This window comes from Vibrio sp. Vf1514 (genome assembly GCF_052076135.1).
GTDB lineage: Bacteria > Pseudomonadota > Gammaproteobacteria > Enterobacterales > Vibrionaceae > Vibrio > Vibrio furnissii.
In genome coordinates this window covers 2,223,353-2,240,155 of sequence record NZ_CP197267.1, presented here as the reverse complement: position 1 = coordinate 2,240,155, position 16,803 = coordinate 2,223,353, and the positions used below count along the sequence as shown (strand labels likewise).

General features: G+C 53.2%; 19 protein-coding genes. 9 read left to right on the top strand and 10 right to left on the bottom strand.

From position 1 onward, the window contains the following. Nucleotides 1-43: 43 nt before the first annotated feature. The 10 genes from ACS18Q_RS10290 to ACS18Q_RS10245 form a co-directional block, all read right to left on the bottom strand. Nucleotides 44-328, bottom strand: coding sequence for a hypothetical protein (locus ACS18Q_RS10290; protein ID WP_441257644.1), 285 nt, complete (start codon nt 326-328; stop codon nt 44-46). 68 nt (nt 329-396) lie between these two features. Then, nucleotides 397-969, bottom strand: coding sequence for an FAD-dependent monooxygenase (locus ACS18Q_RS10285; protein WP_441257643.1), 573 nt, complete (start codon nt 967-969; stop codon nt 397-399). Next, complete coding sequence (locus ACS18Q_RS10280; RefSeq protein ID WP_441257058.1) at nt 906-1,643, bottom strand: FAD-dependent monooxygenase; 738 nt, start codon at nt 1,641-1,643, stop codon at nt 906-908. The genes ACS18Q_RS10285 and ACS18Q_RS10280 overlap by 64 nt, the downstream gene beginning before the upstream one ends. A 12-nt stretch (nt 1,644-1,655) precedes the next feature. Beyond that, entirely contained in the window at nt 1,656-2,948 is a 1,293-nt protein-coding gene (locus tag ACS18Q_RS10275; protein WP_441257057.1) for a TRAP transporter large permease, read from the bottom strand. Then, nucleotides 2,948-3,514, bottom strand: coding sequence for a TRAP transporter small permease (locus ACS18Q_RS10270; RefSeq protein WP_238808954.1), 567 nt, complete (start codon nt 3,512-3,514; stop codon nt 2,948-2,950). Before ACS18Q_RS10270 ends, ACS18Q_RS10275 begins: the two co-directional genes overlap by 1 nt. Nucleotides 3,515-3,538: 24 nt before the next feature. After that, nucleotides 3,539-4,573, bottom strand: a complete 1,035-nt coding sequence (locus ACS18Q_RS10265) for a TRAP transporter substrate-binding protein (RefSeq protein ID WP_038150658.1) — start codon at nt 4,571-4,573, stop codon at nt 3,539-3,541. Nucleotides 4,574-4,708: 135 nt separating this feature from the next. Next, entirely contained in the window at nt 4,709-5,710 is a 1,002-nt protein-coding gene (locus tag ACS18Q_RS10260) for an aldo/keto reductase (protein WP_441257056.1), read from the bottom strand. Nucleotides 5,711-5,714: 4 nt separating this feature from the next. Beyond that, a complete protein-coding gene (locus ACS18Q_RS10255) occupies nt 5,715-6,668 on the bottom strand; it encodes a Gfo/Idh/MocA family oxidoreductase (RefSeq protein WP_441257055.1) in 954 nt (317 codons plus the stop codon). Between the two features lie 24 nt (nt 6,669-6,692). After that, nucleotides 6,693-7,187: a hypothetical protein gene (locus ACS18Q_RS10250; protein ID WP_441257054.1), complete on the bottom strand. Its 495-nt coding sequence runs from the start codon at nt 7,185-7,187 to the stop codon at nt 6,693-6,695. A 155-nt stretch (nt 7,188-7,342) separates the two neighbouring features. After that, on the bottom strand, nt 7,343-8,563 hold the full coding sequence (locus tag ACS18Q_RS10245) for a LysR family transcriptional regulator (RefSeq protein ID WP_158140393.1): 1,221 nt from the start codon (nt 8,561-8,563) through the stop codon (nt 7,343-7,345). A 155-nt stretch (nt 8,564-8,718) separates the two neighbouring features. Here ACS18Q_RS10245 and ACS18Q_RS10240 point away from each other — a divergent pair, with 155 nt between their 5' ends. The 9 genes from ACS18Q_RS10240 (at nt 8,719) to ACS18Q_RS10200 (ending at nt 16,791) form a co-directional block, all read left to right on the top strand. Further along, a complete protein-coding gene (locus ACS18Q_RS10240) occupies nt 8,719-9,744 on the top strand; it encodes an amidohydrolase family protein (RefSeq protein WP_441257053.1) in 1,026 nt (341 codons plus the stop codon). A 16-nt stretch (nt 9,745-9,760) separates the two neighbouring features. Continuing rightward, nucleotides 9,761-10,438 carry a 4-carboxy-4-hydroxy-2-oxoadipate aldolase/oxaloacetate decarboxylase gene (locus ACS18Q_RS10235; RefSeq protein ID WP_158107613.1) on the top strand — a complete coding sequence of 226 codons (678 nt, stop codon included), beginning with the start codon at nt 9,761-9,763 and terminating at the stop codon, nt 10,436-10,438. Continuing rightward, nucleotides 10,431-11,498 carry a 4-oxalomesaconate tautomerase gene (locus ACS18Q_RS10230; RefSeq protein WP_441257052.1) on the top strand — a complete coding sequence of 356 codons (1,068 nt, stop codon included), beginning with the start codon at nt 10,431-10,433 and terminating at the stop codon, nt 11,496-11,498. The genes ACS18Q_RS10235 and ACS18Q_RS10230 overlap by 8 nt, the downstream gene beginning before the upstream one ends. 52 nt (nt 11,499-11,550) lie before the next feature. After that, entirely contained in the window at nt 11,551-12,420 is an 870-nt protein-coding gene (locus ACS18Q_RS10225) for an amidohydrolase family protein (RefSeq protein ID WP_158107611.1), read from the top strand. Between the two features lie 10 nt (nt 12,421-12,430). Continuing rightward, the gene (locus ACS18Q_RS10220) at nt 12,431-12,784 is read left to right on the top strand and encodes a protocatechuate 4,5-dioxygenase subunit alpha (RefSeq protein WP_238820973.1); all 354 of its coding nucleotides are present in this window, start codon (nt 12,431-12,433) and stop codon (nt 12,782-12,784) included. Between the two features lie 4 nt (nt 12,785-12,788). After that, complete coding sequence (locus ACS18Q_RS10215) at nt 12,789-13,622, top strand: class III extradiol dioxygenase family protein (RefSeq protein ID WP_158107609.1); 834 nt, start codon at nt 12,789-12,791, stop codon at nt 13,620-13,622. Nucleotides 13,623-13,666: 44 nt separating this feature from the next. Continuing rightward, nucleotides 13,667-14,674 carry a tripartite tricarboxylate transporter substrate binding protein gene (locus ACS18Q_RS10210; RefSeq protein ID WP_004724176.1) on the top strand — a complete coding sequence of 336 codons (1,008 nt, stop codon included), beginning with the start codon at nt 13,667-13,669 and terminating at the stop codon, nt 14,672-14,674. 82 nt (nt 14,675-14,756) lie between these two features. Next, nucleotides 14,757-15,272 (top strand): tripartite tricarboxylate transporter TctB family protein, encoded by a 516-nt coding sequence (locus ACS18Q_RS10205; RefSeq protein WP_004724177.1) that lies wholly within the window; start codon nt 14,757-14,759, stop codon nt 15,270-15,272. 1 nt (nt 15,273) lies between these two features. Then, nucleotides 15,274-16,791 carry a tripartite tricarboxylate transporter permease gene (locus ACS18Q_RS10200; RefSeq protein WP_441257051.1) on the top strand — a complete coding sequence of 506 codons (1,518 nt, stop codon included), beginning with the start codon at nt 15,274-15,276 and terminating at the stop codon, nt 16,789-16,791. Nucleotides 16,792-16,803: the final 12 nt, after the last annotated feature.

The window sequence follows — 16,803 nt, the reverse complement described above, 5'->3', positions numbered from 1 at the left end:
AGAAAGGTCCACTCAGGGGAGAGTCGAGTGAGCCTTGAGCAAATTATTTGCCGCCCGAGACAGAGTAGTTCATCGACACGTTACGCGATTTCTGGAACGTATCGATGTCCTCGCCGCGCATAGACGCGTAGATATGCGGATTCGGCACACCCACCACTGCGCCCAGTTTCTCCAGCAGGAAAAAACTCACGCCGTAGCGAATCATCTCAATCCACTGCTTTTCTGCCACCATGGTCTGTTCCTGTTCAGTTAAACCGAATTCTTTAAACAGAGCTTTTGGTTCTTGTTGAAAGCGCTCGCGGTGCGCAGGCTCAATCAGGCGATGCAGAAAGTCGTTCAGACGATAGGCGCGATGCGCACTCTCCAGCCCGAACGGGTAGGTGCCGGGCAGTTTTTCTACCCCCGCAATTTCATGTTGAATGTGCTGACGGTATCACAGTGCTGGATCTGTTCATACGGCAAACCGACGTACTGTTCAGCGATGAGCTTCATGCCAGCTTCGCTGTGTAAGTAAAATTCCAGTTCACAATCAGCCATCTTCTCGACGAATGAGCGTTGGTCCTGCAACTCACTGTCAAAATGATGCAGCATGCTGGTCATCCACCAAGAGAAGCGTTCGGCGTTCCACACGCGGCGCAGGCACACATCCGAATATTGTTCGACGACTTTGCGCGGCTCACCGGCGTAGTAAGCGCTCAGCACCTGATAAAGCGCAGCGACATCGGAAGCGGCAAGGTTCAGGCCTTTCGCGCCCGTTGGCGGCACGATATGCGCGGCATCGCCGACCAGAAACAGATTACGGTGCTGCATCGGTTCACACACGAATGAGCGCAGCGGCGCGATGCTTTTTTCAATGCTCGGTCCGGTCTGCAGTTTCTCCGCTTCTGCGGCGGGCAGGCGGCGTTTCAGCTCTTCCCAGAAACGCTCATCGCTCCAGTCTTCCACTTTCTCGCTGTTGGGCACCTGCAGGTAGTAGCGTGAACGGGTTTCAGAACGCTGACTCGCCAGCGCAAAGCCGCGAGAATGTTGCAGTAAATCAGCTCGTCGCACACCGGCGGTGTATCTGTCAGCAGGCCAAGCCAACCGAACGGATAGATGCGCTCATACTCAGTACGAATTTCATCGGGGATGCTTGGACGGGAGATACCGTGGTAGCCGTCGCAGCCAGCAATAAAATCGCATTCGATCTGATAGGTTTCGCCGTCTGCTTCAAACTCAACGTTGGCGAGGCCGTGTTCCGGGTTGTGCAGCTTGGTCACCGGCGAGGAATAAAAACTGCGCTGGCCGGATTGCTCACGCGCCTGCATCAGATCGCGGGTGACTTCGGTCTGGCCGTAACAGGTCACCACTTTGCCTTGCGTCAGGCGAGTGAGGTCAACGTGCTGCTTTCTGCCTTCCACGCTGATGAAGAAACCATGATGAACGAGGCCCTCTTCATCCAATCGCTGGTGACACTCCGCTTCACGCAACAGGTCGACAAAGCCCTGTTCGAGAATGCCGGCGCGAATACGACCCAGCACATGCGGCGCGGCGCTGCGTTCAACAATGATATTGTCAATGCCTTGCTTATTGAGCAGTTGGCCAAGCAGCAGACCGGATGGGCCGGAGCCGATAATGGCAACTTGAGTTTTTAAGGTTTTCATTTTCAGCTCCTTTTAGTGAGATAACAGCGCCAGTGCCAGTGATGGAAACACGATCAGTAATCCGAGGCGCACCACGTCGGAGAGGACAAACGGAATCACGCCTTTAAAGATGTCGGTGATGTTGAGGTCTTTATCGAGCGATTTGATGACAAACACATTCATGCCGACTGGCGGCGTGATGAGGCCTACCTCCACCGTGATGACCGCGACGATACCGAACCAGATAGGATCAAAACCTGCCGCTTGAATCAGCGGGAAAACGACTGGCACGGTAAGCAGTAGCATTGCAATACTGTCCATCACACAACCCAACAGAATGAACAGCATCAGCACGGCAAACAGCACCATATAAGGTGACAGATTGAGGCGCTGTACATAGTCGACCAGTGAGTAGGAGATACGCGATACCGACAGGAAGAAGCCGAAGATTTCCGCGCCGATGATCATAAAGAAAATCATCGCCGAAATAGACAGCGTTTCATTCACCGCTTCGAGGAACATCACCCAGGTCATGCCGCGAATCAGCGCGATGACCAGCGTCAACGCCGCGCCAATGGCCGCCGCTTCGGTCGGCGTAAAGAAACCTGCATAGATACCGGCAATGATAAACGCGAAGATGGCCGTAAACGGCAGCAGGCCTTTCAGACCGATGAGCTTTTGTATCACGGTGGTTTTCTCACCCGGTGTGGCTAGGTTTGGAAAAATCCATACCGTGACGGCCACGGCTAAGCAGTAGAGGGCCAAGCCCAACAAGCCTGGAATCACGCCTGCGATGAACATGTCACCCACCGATTGCTCGGTGATCAGCGCGTACAGCAGCAGCGCAATCGACGGCGGGATCATGATGCCCAGTGTGCCGCCAGCCGCCAGTGTGCCCGTCGCCAGTGAGACGGAGTAGCCGTTGCGTTTCATTTCTGGCAGTGCGACGCGCGACATACTGGCCGCGGTTGCGAGCGAAGAACCGGAAATCGCCGAGAAAATACCGCACGAAGTGACGGCCGCCAGTGCCATGCCACCGCGCCACGAACCGAACAGCGTTTTTGCGCCATTGAACAGCTCTTGCGACATGCGGGCTTTGGAGGCAAAGACCCCCATCAGAATAAACATCGGAATCGGGCTGAAGCTGTAGTTCGAGAGCGCATCAAACGGCGCGCTGTCGAGGATCGCCACCGCTGGTTGAAATGCGACAATCGACGCGAAGCCGACGAAGCCGGTCACCGCCATCGACAGCGCGATGGGGGCACGAAACGCGATCATGAGCAGCATGATCGCAATGCAGAGATAACCAATCATCGATGCATCCATTACAACACCTCGTTATGCTGATGGTTGGATGGAGGAGATGTCGGTGACGACATCCGTTCTATTTTAGGGTGATGGTGACGAAGCAAATCCCACGTTAAGATGAGGCAACGTAAGGTCAGCATGCTGGTGGCAAACACCACGATGCGATAAATCCATGGCATCGGAATCATCAGATCCTGCGTGGTTTCGCCGCTCATCACTGCGCCTTCAATCGCCAAATAAAAGCGGTAGGTCATGCCCGCACCCAGCAGGGCAAATCCAAGCAGATAGAAGGATTCCAGATAGGTTTTGAAGCGGTCAGACATCTGCTCAGTAAACAAGTCGACCACCACCTGAGAGTCACCCACCGACTGCGGCAGCGTAAACAGCACGGTAAACAGCAAGCCGTATTTAATCAGTTCCACACCACCGACGAAGGTCAACTCGATACCACCATCACTCAAACCGTAAAGCGTGCGTGTCACCACATCGAGCAGCGTCACCAGCATCATGCCAATCAGGAACGCGCCGCTGCACACATGCATCGCTTGGGACACTCGGTTAATCAACTTCTTGAGTACCGTCATGAGATCACTCCTGGTGTCCGGCCGTTAGGCCGGATTCGCACAGTTGCCCGAAGAGAGTTCCAACGCACGTTTGTAGACCGCTTTCGCGGGTAGGCCTTTGGCTTCCAATGCGTTGAGGTAATCCTGAGTGACGGAATCGAGCACGGGTTTCCATTCGCTCTGCATCTCGCTGTCGCTCACCGTGTAAATGTTGTCACCCATGGTCTTCGCTTCTGCCATGCCCTTGCTGTCTAGTGCATCAAATGACTCGCCAGATTTCAGTGACCAGGACATGCCGGAGTTTTTGTCGATCACCGCTTTCAGTTGTGGGTCGAGACGGTTGTAGACGTCGTTGTTCATGGTGACAACAAACGCTAGCGAGTAGAGGCCACCAATGTCGGTGTGGTTGTTCGCCAATTCATTGATTTTGAATACGGTGGCGCCTTCCCAAGGCAGCGCGACGCCATCAATCACCCCGCGTTGCAGCGATTGGTAAGAGTCTGGGGCTGGCATGCCGACGGGCAGGGCTTTGATTTTCTCCAGTAAACTGGCCACCACGGAGGTTGGACGTCGGATGCGCAAGTTAGCTAAGTCTTCCGGTTTTTCAACTTTCTTATCCTTGGTGTGCAGCATGCCCGGGCCATGTGTGAACAGGAACAGCGGCTTGGTGTCTTTGTATTCGGATGCAATTAAGCCTTCGTTGTACAGGGTCTGAATCACGCATGAACCTTGTACGGCAGTTTTGACCACGCCCGGCAGTTCCACCACTTGGGTCAGTGGGAAGCGGTTCGCGGTGTAGCCTTGAACGGTTGCCGTGACATCAATGATTTGGTGAGTCACCGCATCATATTGTGCTGGCGGTTTGGCAAGCATGGAGCTGGCATAAATATCGACATTCATGCGGCCGTCAGAATCTTGCTTGACCTGATCTGCCCAAGCCTGAAAGATGTCTTTTTGCGCGGCTGAAACGGCGGGCCAGAAGTGACCAAATCGCAGGGTCACCTCTGCAGCGTGAGCGGCGTTGGCAGCCATGAGTGTACCGAGCGTGCAGGCGTAGGTTAGAGCTGTTATCTTTTTCATTGTTCGCATCCATACTTATGTTTGTGTTCACGTGATTGGCCGGGGTCAACCGGTTGTACGCGGGAGCGAGGTGCCACTCACCCCGGAACAGACAGCGTGTTCCGTGATCGCTTCCCTGCGATGATTCTGTATGTCTCAGAATTCTTCAGTATCAATTTCTTGTTGTGTCGCGGCGTTGTAACGCGGGCCCGCCACATTGGTCGAATGAATCATCTCGCTCAGCGCCGAAACAATCTCAGCGCTGAGCGTTTGATCACTGACGGCGATGTTCTCCTTTAAGTGATTTGGGCTTGTGGTGCCCGGAATCGAAATCAGTTCAACGGATTGGCTGTTCAGCCAGCTCAGTGAGAGCTGGGCCAGGTTCATCGCCAATAAACCGGCCTGTTGCCACTCCGCAAGCTGCGCTTGCAGCCCGTCAATCAGTGCCAGGTTGTGAGCGAAATTGCGCTCATCAAAGCGGGGCATCGCGCGGCGAATGTCTTTCTCTGTGAACGCGTCGGTGCCTTTCAGCGTGCCGGTGAGCATGCCGCGGCCAAGCGGGCTGAACGCCACCAGCGTGGTGCCGAGTTCGCGGCAGGCATCGAGCAGGGCAATTTCCGGATTGCGCGTCCAGAGTGAATATTCGGACTGCACCGCGGCAATCGGATGTACCGAGTGCGCTTTACGCAGCGTCTGTGCCGAGACCTCAGACAGGCCGATTTCGCGAATCTTACCTTCGTCCACCAAACGACTCAGCTCGCCGACGGTCTCTTCAATCGGAATCACTTTGTCCCAGCGGTGCAGGTAGTACAGATCAATCACATCGGTGTTGAGGCGGCGCAGACTCGCTTCACACTGTTGGCGAATCAGCGCCGGATCGCCGCTGATGCATTTCACGCCCTGCGCATCCATATACATGCCACACTTACTGGCGAGCAGAAATTCGTGACGACGATGCATGACCGCGCGGCCAAGCAACGACTCGTTGGCACCCGCGCCGTACAGTGTCGCGGTATCGAGATGGTCGTAGCCTAAATCCAGCGCCTGATTGAGAAGCTGCGCTGCCTGTTTTTCCGGTGTCGCCGGGCCGTAGGCGTGCGAAAGATTCATGCAGCCTAATCCGATGGCGCGACTGGTGAGTTGTCCGATGCGTTTCATCGCCTTACCCGTTGTTTTCCAGCAGCTGCTCGAGTTTGTGCAGCGTTTCCATTGCGCTCAAGCATTGCAGCACAGACGAGTTTGGCTCGCGCTTTTCTCGGATGGCGGCGATGAATTCACGGTCAATCAATTCGATGCCATTGTTGGAGACCGCAACGCCTGACAGGTCAATCGGGTTTTCGTAGCCGTCATACAGGTCGTCGTAGCGTGCCAGATAGGTGCCTTCCTCACAGATGTAACGGAAGAATGTGCCGAAAGGACCGTCGTTGTTAAACGACAGCGACAGCGTACACAACGCGCCAGATGGCACTTTCATGCCGATGCTCATGTCCATCGCGATACCGAGCTGCGGATGAACTGGCCCCTGCATGGCTTGTAGTTGGCTGGCGGATTCGCCGGTCTGGTACTGGAACAGGTCGACCGTATGGCAAGCGTGGTGCCATAGCAGGTGATCCGTCCATGTACGCGGTTCGCCTTTGGCGTTGGTGTTGGTGCGGCGGAAGAAGTAGGTCTGAACATCCATTTGCTGAATGTGCAGTTCACCCGCAGCAATTTTATTGTGAATCCACTGATGGCTCGGGTTGAAGCGGCGAGTGTGACCGGCCACGGCCACCAGCCCGGTACGTTGCTGGGTTTCCACCAAACGGCGTGCGTCTTCGATGTTGTCGGCCATCGGAATCTCAACCAGTACGTGTTTACCTGCTTCGAGGCACTCAATCGCCTGACTGGCATGCAGGTGAGTTGGTGTTGCCAGAATCACGGAATCCACATTGTCGAGTTTCAATGCTTCGCTCAGGCTGTCGCTGATCATGGCGTGTGGGTATTGTTTGCCGAGCGCAGTCATTTTATCCACTTCGCTCCCCACCAACGCGGTGACCTGAACATCATCAATCTGGCTGAGCGCTTCAAGGTGTTTGGTTCCAAAAGCGCCAGAGGCACCAACGACACAAATATTCATACTTCTTCCTTTTTATAATGTGGTTTAAACACGGTGGCTGACCGCAATTTGATGGGGGGGGACTTCCAGTGATTTCAGCATATCCAGCATCGCTTCGGTCTGGGTGCTGGCAATCGCCAGTTCACTGCCATCGACTTGCAACTGACCGTCGAGGTATATGGCCTGCGAGGCCTCGATTCCTTGCTTGAGCTGAGATTTATCGTCGTTGTGAGTGCGTAAATCCGCGACGATCTGACCGGGTTGAATGTGGCTTTTCAGCTCCTTCAACCAAGGTGATAAGTCTTGTTCACTGTCTGAAAGCAGCACCAGGTGGGCGCTGTGCATGGCATCGGCGACAGAAAAACAGCCCTGGACGCCACAGAAAATAAACCGTTCCAACTGGGCTTTACAGGTGTCGTCCTGCAACGCATTCGGGTCGAAGGCGGTAATGATGCGATCGGGGCGATTGAGCCCAAGCTTCAGCATGCGTTCTGCGGTGTGACCAAAACCAATGAAGGCCAGTCGCGATATCTTTGGCATACACAGTCCTTGAATCGAAATTATGTTAATGGAGTGTATTGAAAACTTTTCGTTGATAGAAAAGTTAGCAAACTGTTAAGAAAGGGGATAATTAGAATTTAGTATTGGCTATTCAAATTTTGAATAGCCAGAAGTGGATGGCCTATATCAATTTCTTATAGCTTGATCAGCGAAAGTCCGATCTTTCGAATGGTGTCAATGAAGGCTTCTTGCGCGGTCGTACCGCGCCAGCTTTTGCGAATCGTGATGCCAATCGCTCGTTTCTGTTGCTCGGAATCAAATGGCACGATTTCAAACGCACCGTCGCTCAGTTCGCGGTGCACCTGATGCTTGGGTAGCATGGTCAGTTTGTCGCTGCCGACCACGATTTCGCGTACCAGCATCTGCGAACTGGCTTCAATGATCTGAGGAGGCAGCGCGTGATCTTTTGACGTAAAAAGCTGCTCAAACATGGTTCGGCCGGGAGTGTTTTTGCGCGAGATCACCCAGCCCTGTTGGCACAAGTCATCCAGCGTTACCGGCCTTTTCAATTGACCCAGCGGATGGCCTTTGCGCGCCAGAATAACGTTGGATGTAAAAAACAATGTCTCTTGGTGCACGTCATATGAGGGCATCGGAAAGCGCAGTGCGCCGACGATGACGTCCAGTTCACCACGGCGTAAATGCTCAAGCAAGTCTTCATATAAGCCATCAATAATACTGATGTTAAAGTCCGGCCGAAGCTCAGTAAACTCGTTGATTGCATTGGGTAAAATACAGGTTCTTGCCAGTGGAAGGCTGCCGACAATGATGCTGCCAGAGCTGACATTGTTATTGGCATCAATTTCAGCGATGCCTTGTTTGATTTCATTAAACGCCAGTTTGACTGCGCGGCTAAGGCTTTGCGCCGCTTTACTTGGGCTGACGCCTAGGCTGGTTTTTTCAAACAGCACAGTCCCTAAATACTCTTCCAGATCTTTACATGCTCGGTAGAGCGACGATTGCGACACGCCAATGTTACGCCCGGCGGCAGAGTAGTTCTGCGCTTCGGATACAGCCACCAAGGCGCGTAACTGTGTCGTGGTGACAGCAAACAAACTGGGGCTGCTGGGGCTTCCGGAGGTTTTATCGAGCCGATAGTTCTTTTTGATCGCTTGATTGAGCATCTCCAGCGCGCGCTCAATTCGAAAGCTGAACAGCTCACCTTCGGCGGTGAGATTCATCCCGTCGGTCTTACGTTCAAACAACGATGTCTTGAGCTCTTTCTCAATTTTTGCCAGTGCCTGAGTGATGGCCGGTTGGGAAAGAAAAATGCTTTCTGAGGCTTTGCTGATGCTGCCATGTTTGACTACAGCTACAAACGCGACCAAGTGTCGTAGGTTGGGAATTTTGTCCATATTATGCGTATTTTTTTTATCCTGATTAAAACGACTATATCAAAAATCAATACCATTGTTGTAAATTGAAATGGCAAAAGGTAATCAAGATGTAAATACTGTGATCCACGCATTGAGTAAGCCTTATTGCTTAGTGACCAGGGAGCAGACTAAGTATGATCATTGATTGTCATGGACATTACACCACGACGCCGCCTCAAGTGGCGGATTACCGAGAATCACAAAAAGCCGCGCTGAAACAAGACCCAGCCTATCGTGGCGAGAAAGGGGCAATTCATATCAGCGATGATGAAATTCGTGACAGTATCGAGAACAACCAGCTGCGTCTGCAGCGTGAACGCGGTACCGATTTAACGATTTTCTCACCTCGCGCCAGCTGGATGGGGCATCACATTGGTAATGAGTACACCAGCCGTTACTGGACCGAGCATCAGAATGACCTGATTCGCCGTGTCTGTGACCTTTATCCAGCCAACTTTGCGCCAGTCGCACAACTGCCACAATCACCGGGCGTGACGCCAAGCAAATCGATTCCTGAGCTGGTGCGTTGTGTGGAAGAGATGGGATTTATCGGTTGTAACCTCAACCCGGACACCACGGGCGGCTTCTGGCAAGATGCCTCACTGGCTGACCGCAGTTTTTACCCGCTTTATGAGAAATTAGTCGAGTTGGATGTGCCGGCCATGATTCACGTCAGTGCCGCCTGTAACCACTGTTTCCACACCACCAGTTCCCACTATCTGGGTGCCGATACCACCGCGTTCAGCCAACTGCTGATGTCGGATGTCTTCAAAGATTTCCCGGAACTTAAAATCATCATTCCTCATGGCGGCGGCGCCGTGCCTTACCACTGGGGTCGTTTCCGCGGTATCGCGCAGGACATGGGGCTGCCACCACTGGAAGAGTCGGTACTGAACAACATCTATTTCGATACCTGTGTCTATCACCAGAAAGGCATCGACCTGTTGCTGGATCTGATCCCGACCAAAAACATTCTGTTTGCCTCAGAAATGATAGGTGCCGTGCGTGGTATCGACCCGGAAACCGGCCACTACTTCGATGACACCAAACGTTATATCGACGCCAACACCAAGCTAAGTGCCGATGAGAAATCGCAGATTTTTGAAGGTAACGCGCGCCGTGTTTTCAGCCGCTTAGACGCCCTGCGAAGCAAAGCGTAACCAAGGAGTAAAAACGATGAGTAAGAACGTCGTAGTGCAGCATATTGAACGTGTTGACCCGGAGATCATTGCCGGGCTGGCAACATGTGGCGTGGCCACGGTGCATGAAGCGCAGGGTCGCAAAGGCCTGCTGGCCGATTACATGCGCCCCATTTACAGCGATGTTTCAGTGGCAGGCTCGGCACTGACTATCTCCGGCGCGGCAGGGGACAACTGGATGATGCATGTGGCGATGGAACAAGCCAAGGCTGGTGACATGCTGGTGTTTGCGCCCACGTCGCCGTCTAACCACGGTTTCTTTGGCGATTTGCTGGCGACTTCTGCGCAGTCGCGTGGTGTGGTTGGTCTCATCATTGATGGCGGTGTGCGCGATGTCCGCACACTCAAGCAGATGAATTTCCCGGTGTGGTCCAAACACGTTTTCGCGCAAGGCACCATCAAAGCCACTCTAGGGTCGGTCAATGTGCCGATTGTGTGCGCTGATGAAGTGATCAACCCGGGCGATGTGATTGTTGCCGATGACGATGGCGTCTGTGTGGTGCGCCGCGAAGAAGCGGCTTGGGTTCTGGAAGAAGCCCGCGCTCGTGAAGCGCGTGAAGAAGCCAAACGCGTGCGTTTAGCCAACGGCGAACTGGGGCTAGATATTTATGAAATGCGTGGGCGCTTAGAAAAAGAAGGCCTTCAATATGTCTGAGCAGCCATTTGCCACGCCGTGTATGTGGATGCGCGGTGGCACGTCAAAAGGCGGCTATTTCCTTGCGTCGGATCTGCCGCAGGACCGCGTAACGCGTGACGCCTTTCTGCTGGATGTGATGGGGTCTCCGGATGCCAAACAGATTGATGGCATGGGTGGCGCCAATCCACTGACCTCGAAAGTGGCGGTGGTGAAGCCGTCTGAACGTGCCGGCGTGGATGTGGATTATCTGTTTTTGCAAGTGTTCGTCGATCAAGCGCTGGTCACCGATCAGCAGAACTGCGGCAACATCCTGTCGGGGGTTGGTCCGTTTGCTATCGAGCATGGTTTGGTTGACGCGCAGGATGGAGTGACCGATGTCACTGTGTTTATGGAAAACACCGCGCAAATTGCCGTATGCCGTGTTCCGACACCACAAGGTCAGGTAAGTTACCGAGGCTCTGCCCGTATCGATGGTGTACCGGGCTTCGCCAGCCCCATCGAGATTGAGTTTCAAGACACCGCGGGTTCGAGCTGTGGCGCGCTGCTGCCAACGGGCAATCCCGTCGATGAGATCAACGGGTTGCAGGTCACTTTGATCGATAACGGTATGCCTGTGGTCGTGATTTTGGCCGAAGAACTCGGCTTATCCGGTTGCGAAACGCCACAGGTGCTGGAGAGCAATCAAGAACTGCGCCAACAACTGGAACAGCTGCGGATCAAAGCCGGAGCCATGATGAATCTGGGTGATGTGACGGAATTGTCCGTGCCCAAAATGAGTATCGTGAGCGCGCCTTCAGCGGGCGGTGCCATCAATACGCGTACTTTTATTCCTCACCGCTGCCATGACGCGATTGGCGTGTTGGGCGCCGTGAGTGTCGCGACGGCTTGCTTGCTGCCGGAGTCGCCCGCGGCAAAAGTGGCCCACGTTGCCAAGCACGATCGCATGACGCTCAGTATCGAGCATCCGAGCGGAGAACTCAGTGTGGTGGTGACGTTAAACGAACACGAAGAGGTTCAGAGCGCGGCTATTTTGCGTACCGCTCGCAAACTGTTTGATGGTGTGGTGTTTGGCCGTTAACCCCACACCGGCGTGAAACAAATGAAAGATTAGAATAATAAGGACGAGAAACATGGATCAAGACTACTTACCCTTTCATCCCAGCCCAAGTCAGCCGCAATACGTCGCGCCAGCCGGGGCGGTTGACGCCCATTGCCACGTGTTTGGCCCGGGCGATCAGTTCCCCTATTCGCCAAAGCGTAAATACACGCCGTGTGATGCGTCCAAAGATCAGCTGTTTGCACTGCGTGATCATCTCGGTTTTGCGCGCAATGTGATTGTGCAGGCGTCATGCCACGGCACCGATAATGCCGCACTGCTGGACGCGCTCGACACCGCGGGGGATTTAGCGCGTGGTGTGGCGGTGGTTTCTCCCGACATCACCGAACAAGAGCTGCAACACATGCATGATCTGGGTGTGCGCGGTGTGCGCTTTAATTTTGTGAAACGCTTGGTTGATGCGACGCCTAAAGCGGTGTTCCTCGCTATCGCAGAAAAAATCCGCCCGTTTGGCTGGCACATTGTGGTCTATTTCGAAGCGCAGGATTTTGACGACATCGCGCCATTCCTGCTTGAACTGGACACGCAAATCGTCATCGACCACATGGGTCGCCCGGACGTTGCACTGGGCGTTGCGCATCCGAACTTCCAGAAATTCGCCCAGCTACTGGCAGACAATCCACACATCTGGACCAAAGTGAGCTGCCCAGAGCGCCTGACACAAACGCCGCCGGATTACAGCGATGTGGTGCCATTTGCCCGTTATCTGGTGGAACACTTCCCTAATCAAGTGTTGTGGGGCACCGATTGGCCGCATCCAAACATGAAATCGCACGTGCCGGACGATGGCCATTTGGTGGATGTGATTCCGCGCATCGCCCCAACCGAAGCGCTGCAACACGCACTACTGGTGACCAACCCAATGAAACTGTACTGGAAATGAGGAACTGAGCATGGCGTATGTAAAAAATGAAGTGCCCATTTTTGGTACCACGTTTTTCGATGGTCACATGGCGCGCAAAGGCTACGGCCTCAACAAAATGTGTTACTCGCTCAACGACGCGTCTGCGCGTGAAGCGTTTTTCAGCGATGAGATGGCTTACTGCGAGCGCTTTGGTTTGACCGACGAGCAGAAGCAGGCCGTGCGCGAGCGCGACGTGCTGCGCATGATTGACCTAGGCGGCAACATTTATTACTTGGCGAAGTTCGCTGGGGCATTGGGGATGAACATGCAGGATATCGGCGCATTGCAAACAGGCATGAGTGTCGAAGCGTTTAAACAGAAGCTGGTGGATGCAGGGAGATAAGCAGATGGCTCAAGTTTTAGGTGGGATCACCACATCACATATTCCGGCAATCGGCAAAGCGATCGATGAAGGCCTGCAAGACACGCCGTACTGGAAATCTTTCTTTGATGCATACCCTCCGGTGCGTGAATGGTTGAATGAACAGCAACCGGATGTGGCGATCATCTTCTATAACGACCACGGTTTGGAGTTCTTTATCGACCGTAAACCGACCTTTGCTATTGGCGTGGCGGAAGAGTATCACAACGCTGATGAAGGTTGGGGCATCAAACCCATCCCTACCATTCGAGGGGAAGCGGAGCTGGCGTGGCATATCTGTAATGAGCTGGTGGATCAAGAATTTGACATCACGATCTGTCAGGAGATGAAAGTCGACCATGGCCTGACGGTGCCGATGCAATTGATGTGGCCTGGCTATCAATACGATCACATCAAAGTGATTCCAGTGTGTATCAATGTTGAACAGCACCCGATGCCTTCGCCAAAACGCTGCTACGACTTGGGTAAAGCGATGGGCGATGCGATTCGCAACTTCGACAAAGACTTGAAAGTGGTGGTGCTAGGGACGGGCGGTTTATCGCATCAATTGGATGGCGAGCGCGCTGGTTTCATCAACAAAGAATTTGACCTTTATTGCATGGACAAGATTGTTAACGAGCCCGAAGCGTTAACGAAACTGACCGTTCGCGATTTGGTTGAACAGGCCGGTTCTCAGGGGCCAGAGCTGAACATGTGGCTCGGCATGCGTGGTGTGCTCAACCCGCAGCTGACCGTGAAACATAGCAACTACCATATACCGATTTCCAACACGGGAGCCGGACTGTTGTTACTTGAGTAGTTCAATCATTAATTTCATTAAACTTATAAATACAGGACGAGATTATGAAACACTCTTACTTCAAGCGCCTTGCCGTTGGCGCAATGATGATGGGGTCGACGCTGGCCGTGGCCGCTGATTATCCGACAAAGAATATTCAGGGCATCATTCAGTGGGGCGCAGGCGGTGCAACGGATAGCCTGATGCGCTCGGTAACGCCGGAAGCAGAAAAGCTGTTGGGCACCGATGTGATTTTGACCAACCGCAGTGGTGGCGTGGGAGCGATTGCCACCAAATACGTCAACGCACGGGGCGCTGATGGATACACAATTTTGATGGGCGCGGAAAACCCTCAGCTGTACAAAGTGATGGGGCTGGCGGATGTGGATTATAGCGACATGGTGCCGATTTCGATTTTGGCTCAGGGTATTTCGATTATTGTCGCTCGCAATGACGCTCCTTACGACAATGTGAAAGAGTTCATCGACTACGCCAAAGCCCATCCGAAAGAAGTGAAAGTCGGTTCCACCGGGCCGGGCGGCTTGCCATCGATTTTGCTAGCTATCTTGCAGAATCAGGAACAATTTGAAGTGACGAATATTCCTTATAACGGCGATGGCCCGGGAATGACGGCGCTGCTGGGTAACGCGATTGATGTGATGCCAACCTCCTATGGTCCAGCAAAAGAGTACCTGCGTGCGGGTCAAATGAAGATCATCGGTTTGATGGACAAAACGGCCAACCCAGAATTTCCGAATGTAAAACCGGTGACGGATTTCTATCCGCAACTGGCGGCGCAACTGCCTTACAGCTCATTCTTCGGTATTTTTGTGAAGAAAGGTACGCCGGACGCCGCGGTTCAGAAACTCTCTGAAGCGTTCAACCATTCTGCGGCTAGCGCTGAATTTAAAGAACTGGTCACCAAACGCGGCTTTACCCATTTAGGCTTATCGGGCGCAGCTGCAAACGAATATCTCGAGCGTTTTCGCTCGGTGGCATCATGGATTGTTTACGATTCTGGTATCGCCAAACACTCACCTGAAGAATTCAATATTCAAAAAATCAGCAAGTAACCGCGTTACGGCGACCCTGGCATGCAGCAGCATGCCAGTGGCTTCGCACACATTATAAAAAGGACTATCGAGGAGATTTACCATGGATGTTCAATCCAGAAAGCCGGGTGAATTGGTATTTAACGCGTTAATGGTCGTATTGAGCCTTGTGTTGCTGTATCAAGCATTTTTTATTTCGGATCTATATACGCTCAGTTCGCCGGGAGCATTTCCACTCAGTGCAGCGGCCATCATGCTGGTATTTTCTGCGGTGACGGTTTGGGAAAGTTGGAAGAAAGTGGCGACTCCGTCCGCGATGACGCAATTTTTTCAGCATATCTTACCGGGAAAGGTCATCTTTATGATGGCGTTGATTGGCGGCTTTGCCCTGTGTTTGGAAAGCGTCGGTTTCATCGTGTCGGCATTGATTTTCCTCTCGATTGCGCTCTATTTTTTGCATCAGCGCCGCGTCACCAGTGCGATTGGATTGGCGTTGGTGGCATTGGTGGCGATCTATGTCGTTTTTCGTTTGGTGTTTCTGGTGATTCTGCCAGAAGGCGTGTTTCCCGAAGCTGAACTGTTGTCTTATTTCTCCCAACTGATGAAGGGAGACGCATAACATGCTGGAATCACTTCACTATTTTTTGATGTCTTGGACATCGTTGAACTTGCTGGCACTGACCGCACTTGGCACGTTTCTCGGCATATACATCGGGGCCATTCCGGGGCTGTCGGTGACCATGGCGGTTTCGATCCTGATTTCGTTTACCTTTCCGTGGGATCTCAATAATGCGCTGTGCCTGATGGTGGGCGTGTATATGGGCGGCGTATACGGCGGCTCACGCACGGCTATTTTGCTTAATATTCCGGGCGCGCCATCTGCGATTGCGACCGCACTGGACGGCTATCCGCTGGCGGAAAAAGGCGAAGCCGGACGCGCGATCGGCCTGACGACCATCATGTCGGTGATTGGCGGCTTTGTCGGTATTCTGGTGCTTTCATTTGCCGCACCGGTGGTGAGCACGTTTGCGATTCAATTTCAGCCACGCGATTACCTGATGATCGGCATGCTCGGCATCATGTTGATCAGCTCGCTGTCGAATGGCAGCTTCGCCAAAGGCATGTTTACTGGCGCGCTGGGGATTCTGGTTGGCACGGTGGGGCTTGACCCCATGACGGCAGAAGAGCGTTTCACCTTTGGCGTTGTTGAATTGTGGGATGGGATTAATCCGATTGCGGTGATGATCGGCATGTTTGGTTTGTCGGAAGTATTGAGTCAACTGCATAACATCGATAAAACCGTGATCAAACAAAAGCTGACCAAAATTATCCCGGGCTGGATGGACGTGCGTCGTTACCTGCCACTGAGTCTCAAATCGTCCCTCATGGGGGTGATTGTTGGCGCACTGCCGGGCACCGGCGGAGATATCGCCTCGCTGATGGCTTACGACTACGCCAAACGTACCACTAAAAATCCGGAGGTGCCGTTTGGTCAGGGCGCGAAGGAAGGCTTAGTCGCTCCGGAGTCTGCCAACAATGCGGCTGTCGGTGGCGCTTATATTCCGATGCTGACCTTGGGGATTCCCGGCGATGCGGTGACGGCGGTGTTCATTGGCGCGCTGTTTATTCATGGATTGAATCCGGGGCCGCTTCTGTTGGCTGAAAACCCAAGCATCTTCTGGTTTACCGTTGGCAACCTGACGCTGGCCAATATCTTCGTACTGATTTTTGGCCTGACAGGCATCAAGGTGTTCAGCAAGCTGGTCAGTTGCCCGAAAGGCATTTTGATGCCGATGATTGTGGTGCTGTCGGTGGTCGGTGCTTACGCCATTAATAACTCAATCACTGATGTGTGGTGGATGATGGCGTTTGGTGTGCTGGGGTATTTCATGCGCCAATACAACTATCCGATTGCGCCGGTCATTCTCGGCGTGATCCTCAGTAGCTTGATGGATCAAAACTGGCGCCGCGCGATGCTGGCCGAACAAGACAGCATTTGGGGCCTGATTCAGGGTATTTTCACCAGCCCGATTTCCAGCGTATTAGCCATCATGATTGCGCTGATTTATTTGTCACAAACCCCGATTTGGAAGACATGTAAGAGACGACGCTTTTATCGCAAAGCTGCCGCCAAATAAGCGGACTCGTCA

Bases quoted from the DNA above. Each gene is read 5' to 3' on its own strand.
- ACS18Q_RS10280 (WP_441257058.1), bottom strand. From the start codon at position 1,643: ATGAAAACCTTAAAAACTCAAGTTGCCATTATCGGCTCCGGCCCATCC.
- ACS18Q_RS10275 (WP_441257057.1), bottom strand. From the start codon at position 2,948: ATGGATGCATCGATGATTGGTTATCTCTGCATTGCGATCATGCTGCTC.
- ACS18Q_RS10270 (WP_238808954.1), bottom strand. From the start codon at position 3,514: ATGACGGTACTCAAGAAGTTGATTAACCGAGTGTCCCAAGCGATGCAT.
- ACS18Q_RS10265 (WP_038150658.1), bottom strand. From the start codon at position 4,573: ATGAAAAAGATAACAGCTCTAACCTACGCCTGCACGCTCGGTACACTC.
- ACS18Q_RS10260 (WP_441257056.1), bottom strand. From the start codon at position 5,710: ATGAAACGCATCGGACAACTCACCAGTCGCGCCATCGGATTAGGCTGC.
- ACS18Q_RS10255 (WP_441257055.1), bottom strand. From the start codon at position 6,668: ATGAATATTTGTGTCGTTGGTGCCTCTGGCGCTTTTGGAACCAAACAC.
- ACS18Q_RS10250 (WP_441257054.1), bottom strand. From the start codon at position 7,187: ATGCCAAAGATATCGCGACTGGCCTTCATTGGTTTTGGTCACACCGCA.
- ACS18Q_RS10245 (WP_158140393.1), bottom strand. From the start codon at position 8,563: ATGGACAAAATTCCCAACCTACGACACTTGGTCGCGTTTGTAGCTGTA.
- ACS18Q_RS10240 (WP_441257053.1), top strand. From the start codon at position 8,719: ATGATCATTGATTGTCATGGACATTACACCACGACGCCGCCTCAAGTG.
- ACS18Q_RS10235 (WP_158107613.1), top strand. From the start codon at position 9,761: ATGAGTAAGAACGTCGTAGTGCAGCATATTGAACGTGTTGACCCGGAG.
- ACS18Q_RS10230 (WP_441257052.1), top strand. From the start codon at position 10,431: ATGTCTGAGCAGCCATTTGCCACGCCGTGTATGTGGATGCGCGGTGGC.
- ACS18Q_RS10225 (WP_158107611.1), top strand. From the start codon at position 11,551: ATGGATCAAGACTACTTACCCTTTCATCCCAGCCCAAGTCAGCCGCAA.
- ACS18Q_RS10220 (WP_238820973.1), top strand. From the start codon at position 12,431: ATGGCGTATGTAAAAAATGAAGTGCCCATTTTTGGTACCACGTTTTTC.
- ACS18Q_RS10215 (WP_158107609.1), top strand. From the start codon at position 12,789: ATGGCTCAAGTTTTAGGTGGGATCACCACATCACATATTCCGGCAATC.
- ACS18Q_RS10210 (WP_004724176.1), top strand. From the start codon at position 13,667: ATGAAACACTCTTACTTCAAGCGCCTTGCCGTTGGCGCAATGATGATG.
- ACS18Q_RS10205 (WP_004724177.1), top strand. From the start codon at position 14,757: ATGGATGTTCAATCCAGAAAGCCGGGTGAATTGGTATTTAACGCGTTA.
- ACS18Q_RS10200 (WP_441257051.1), top strand. From the start codon at position 15,274: ATGCTGGAATCACTTCACTATTTTTTGATGTCTTGGACATCGTTGAAC.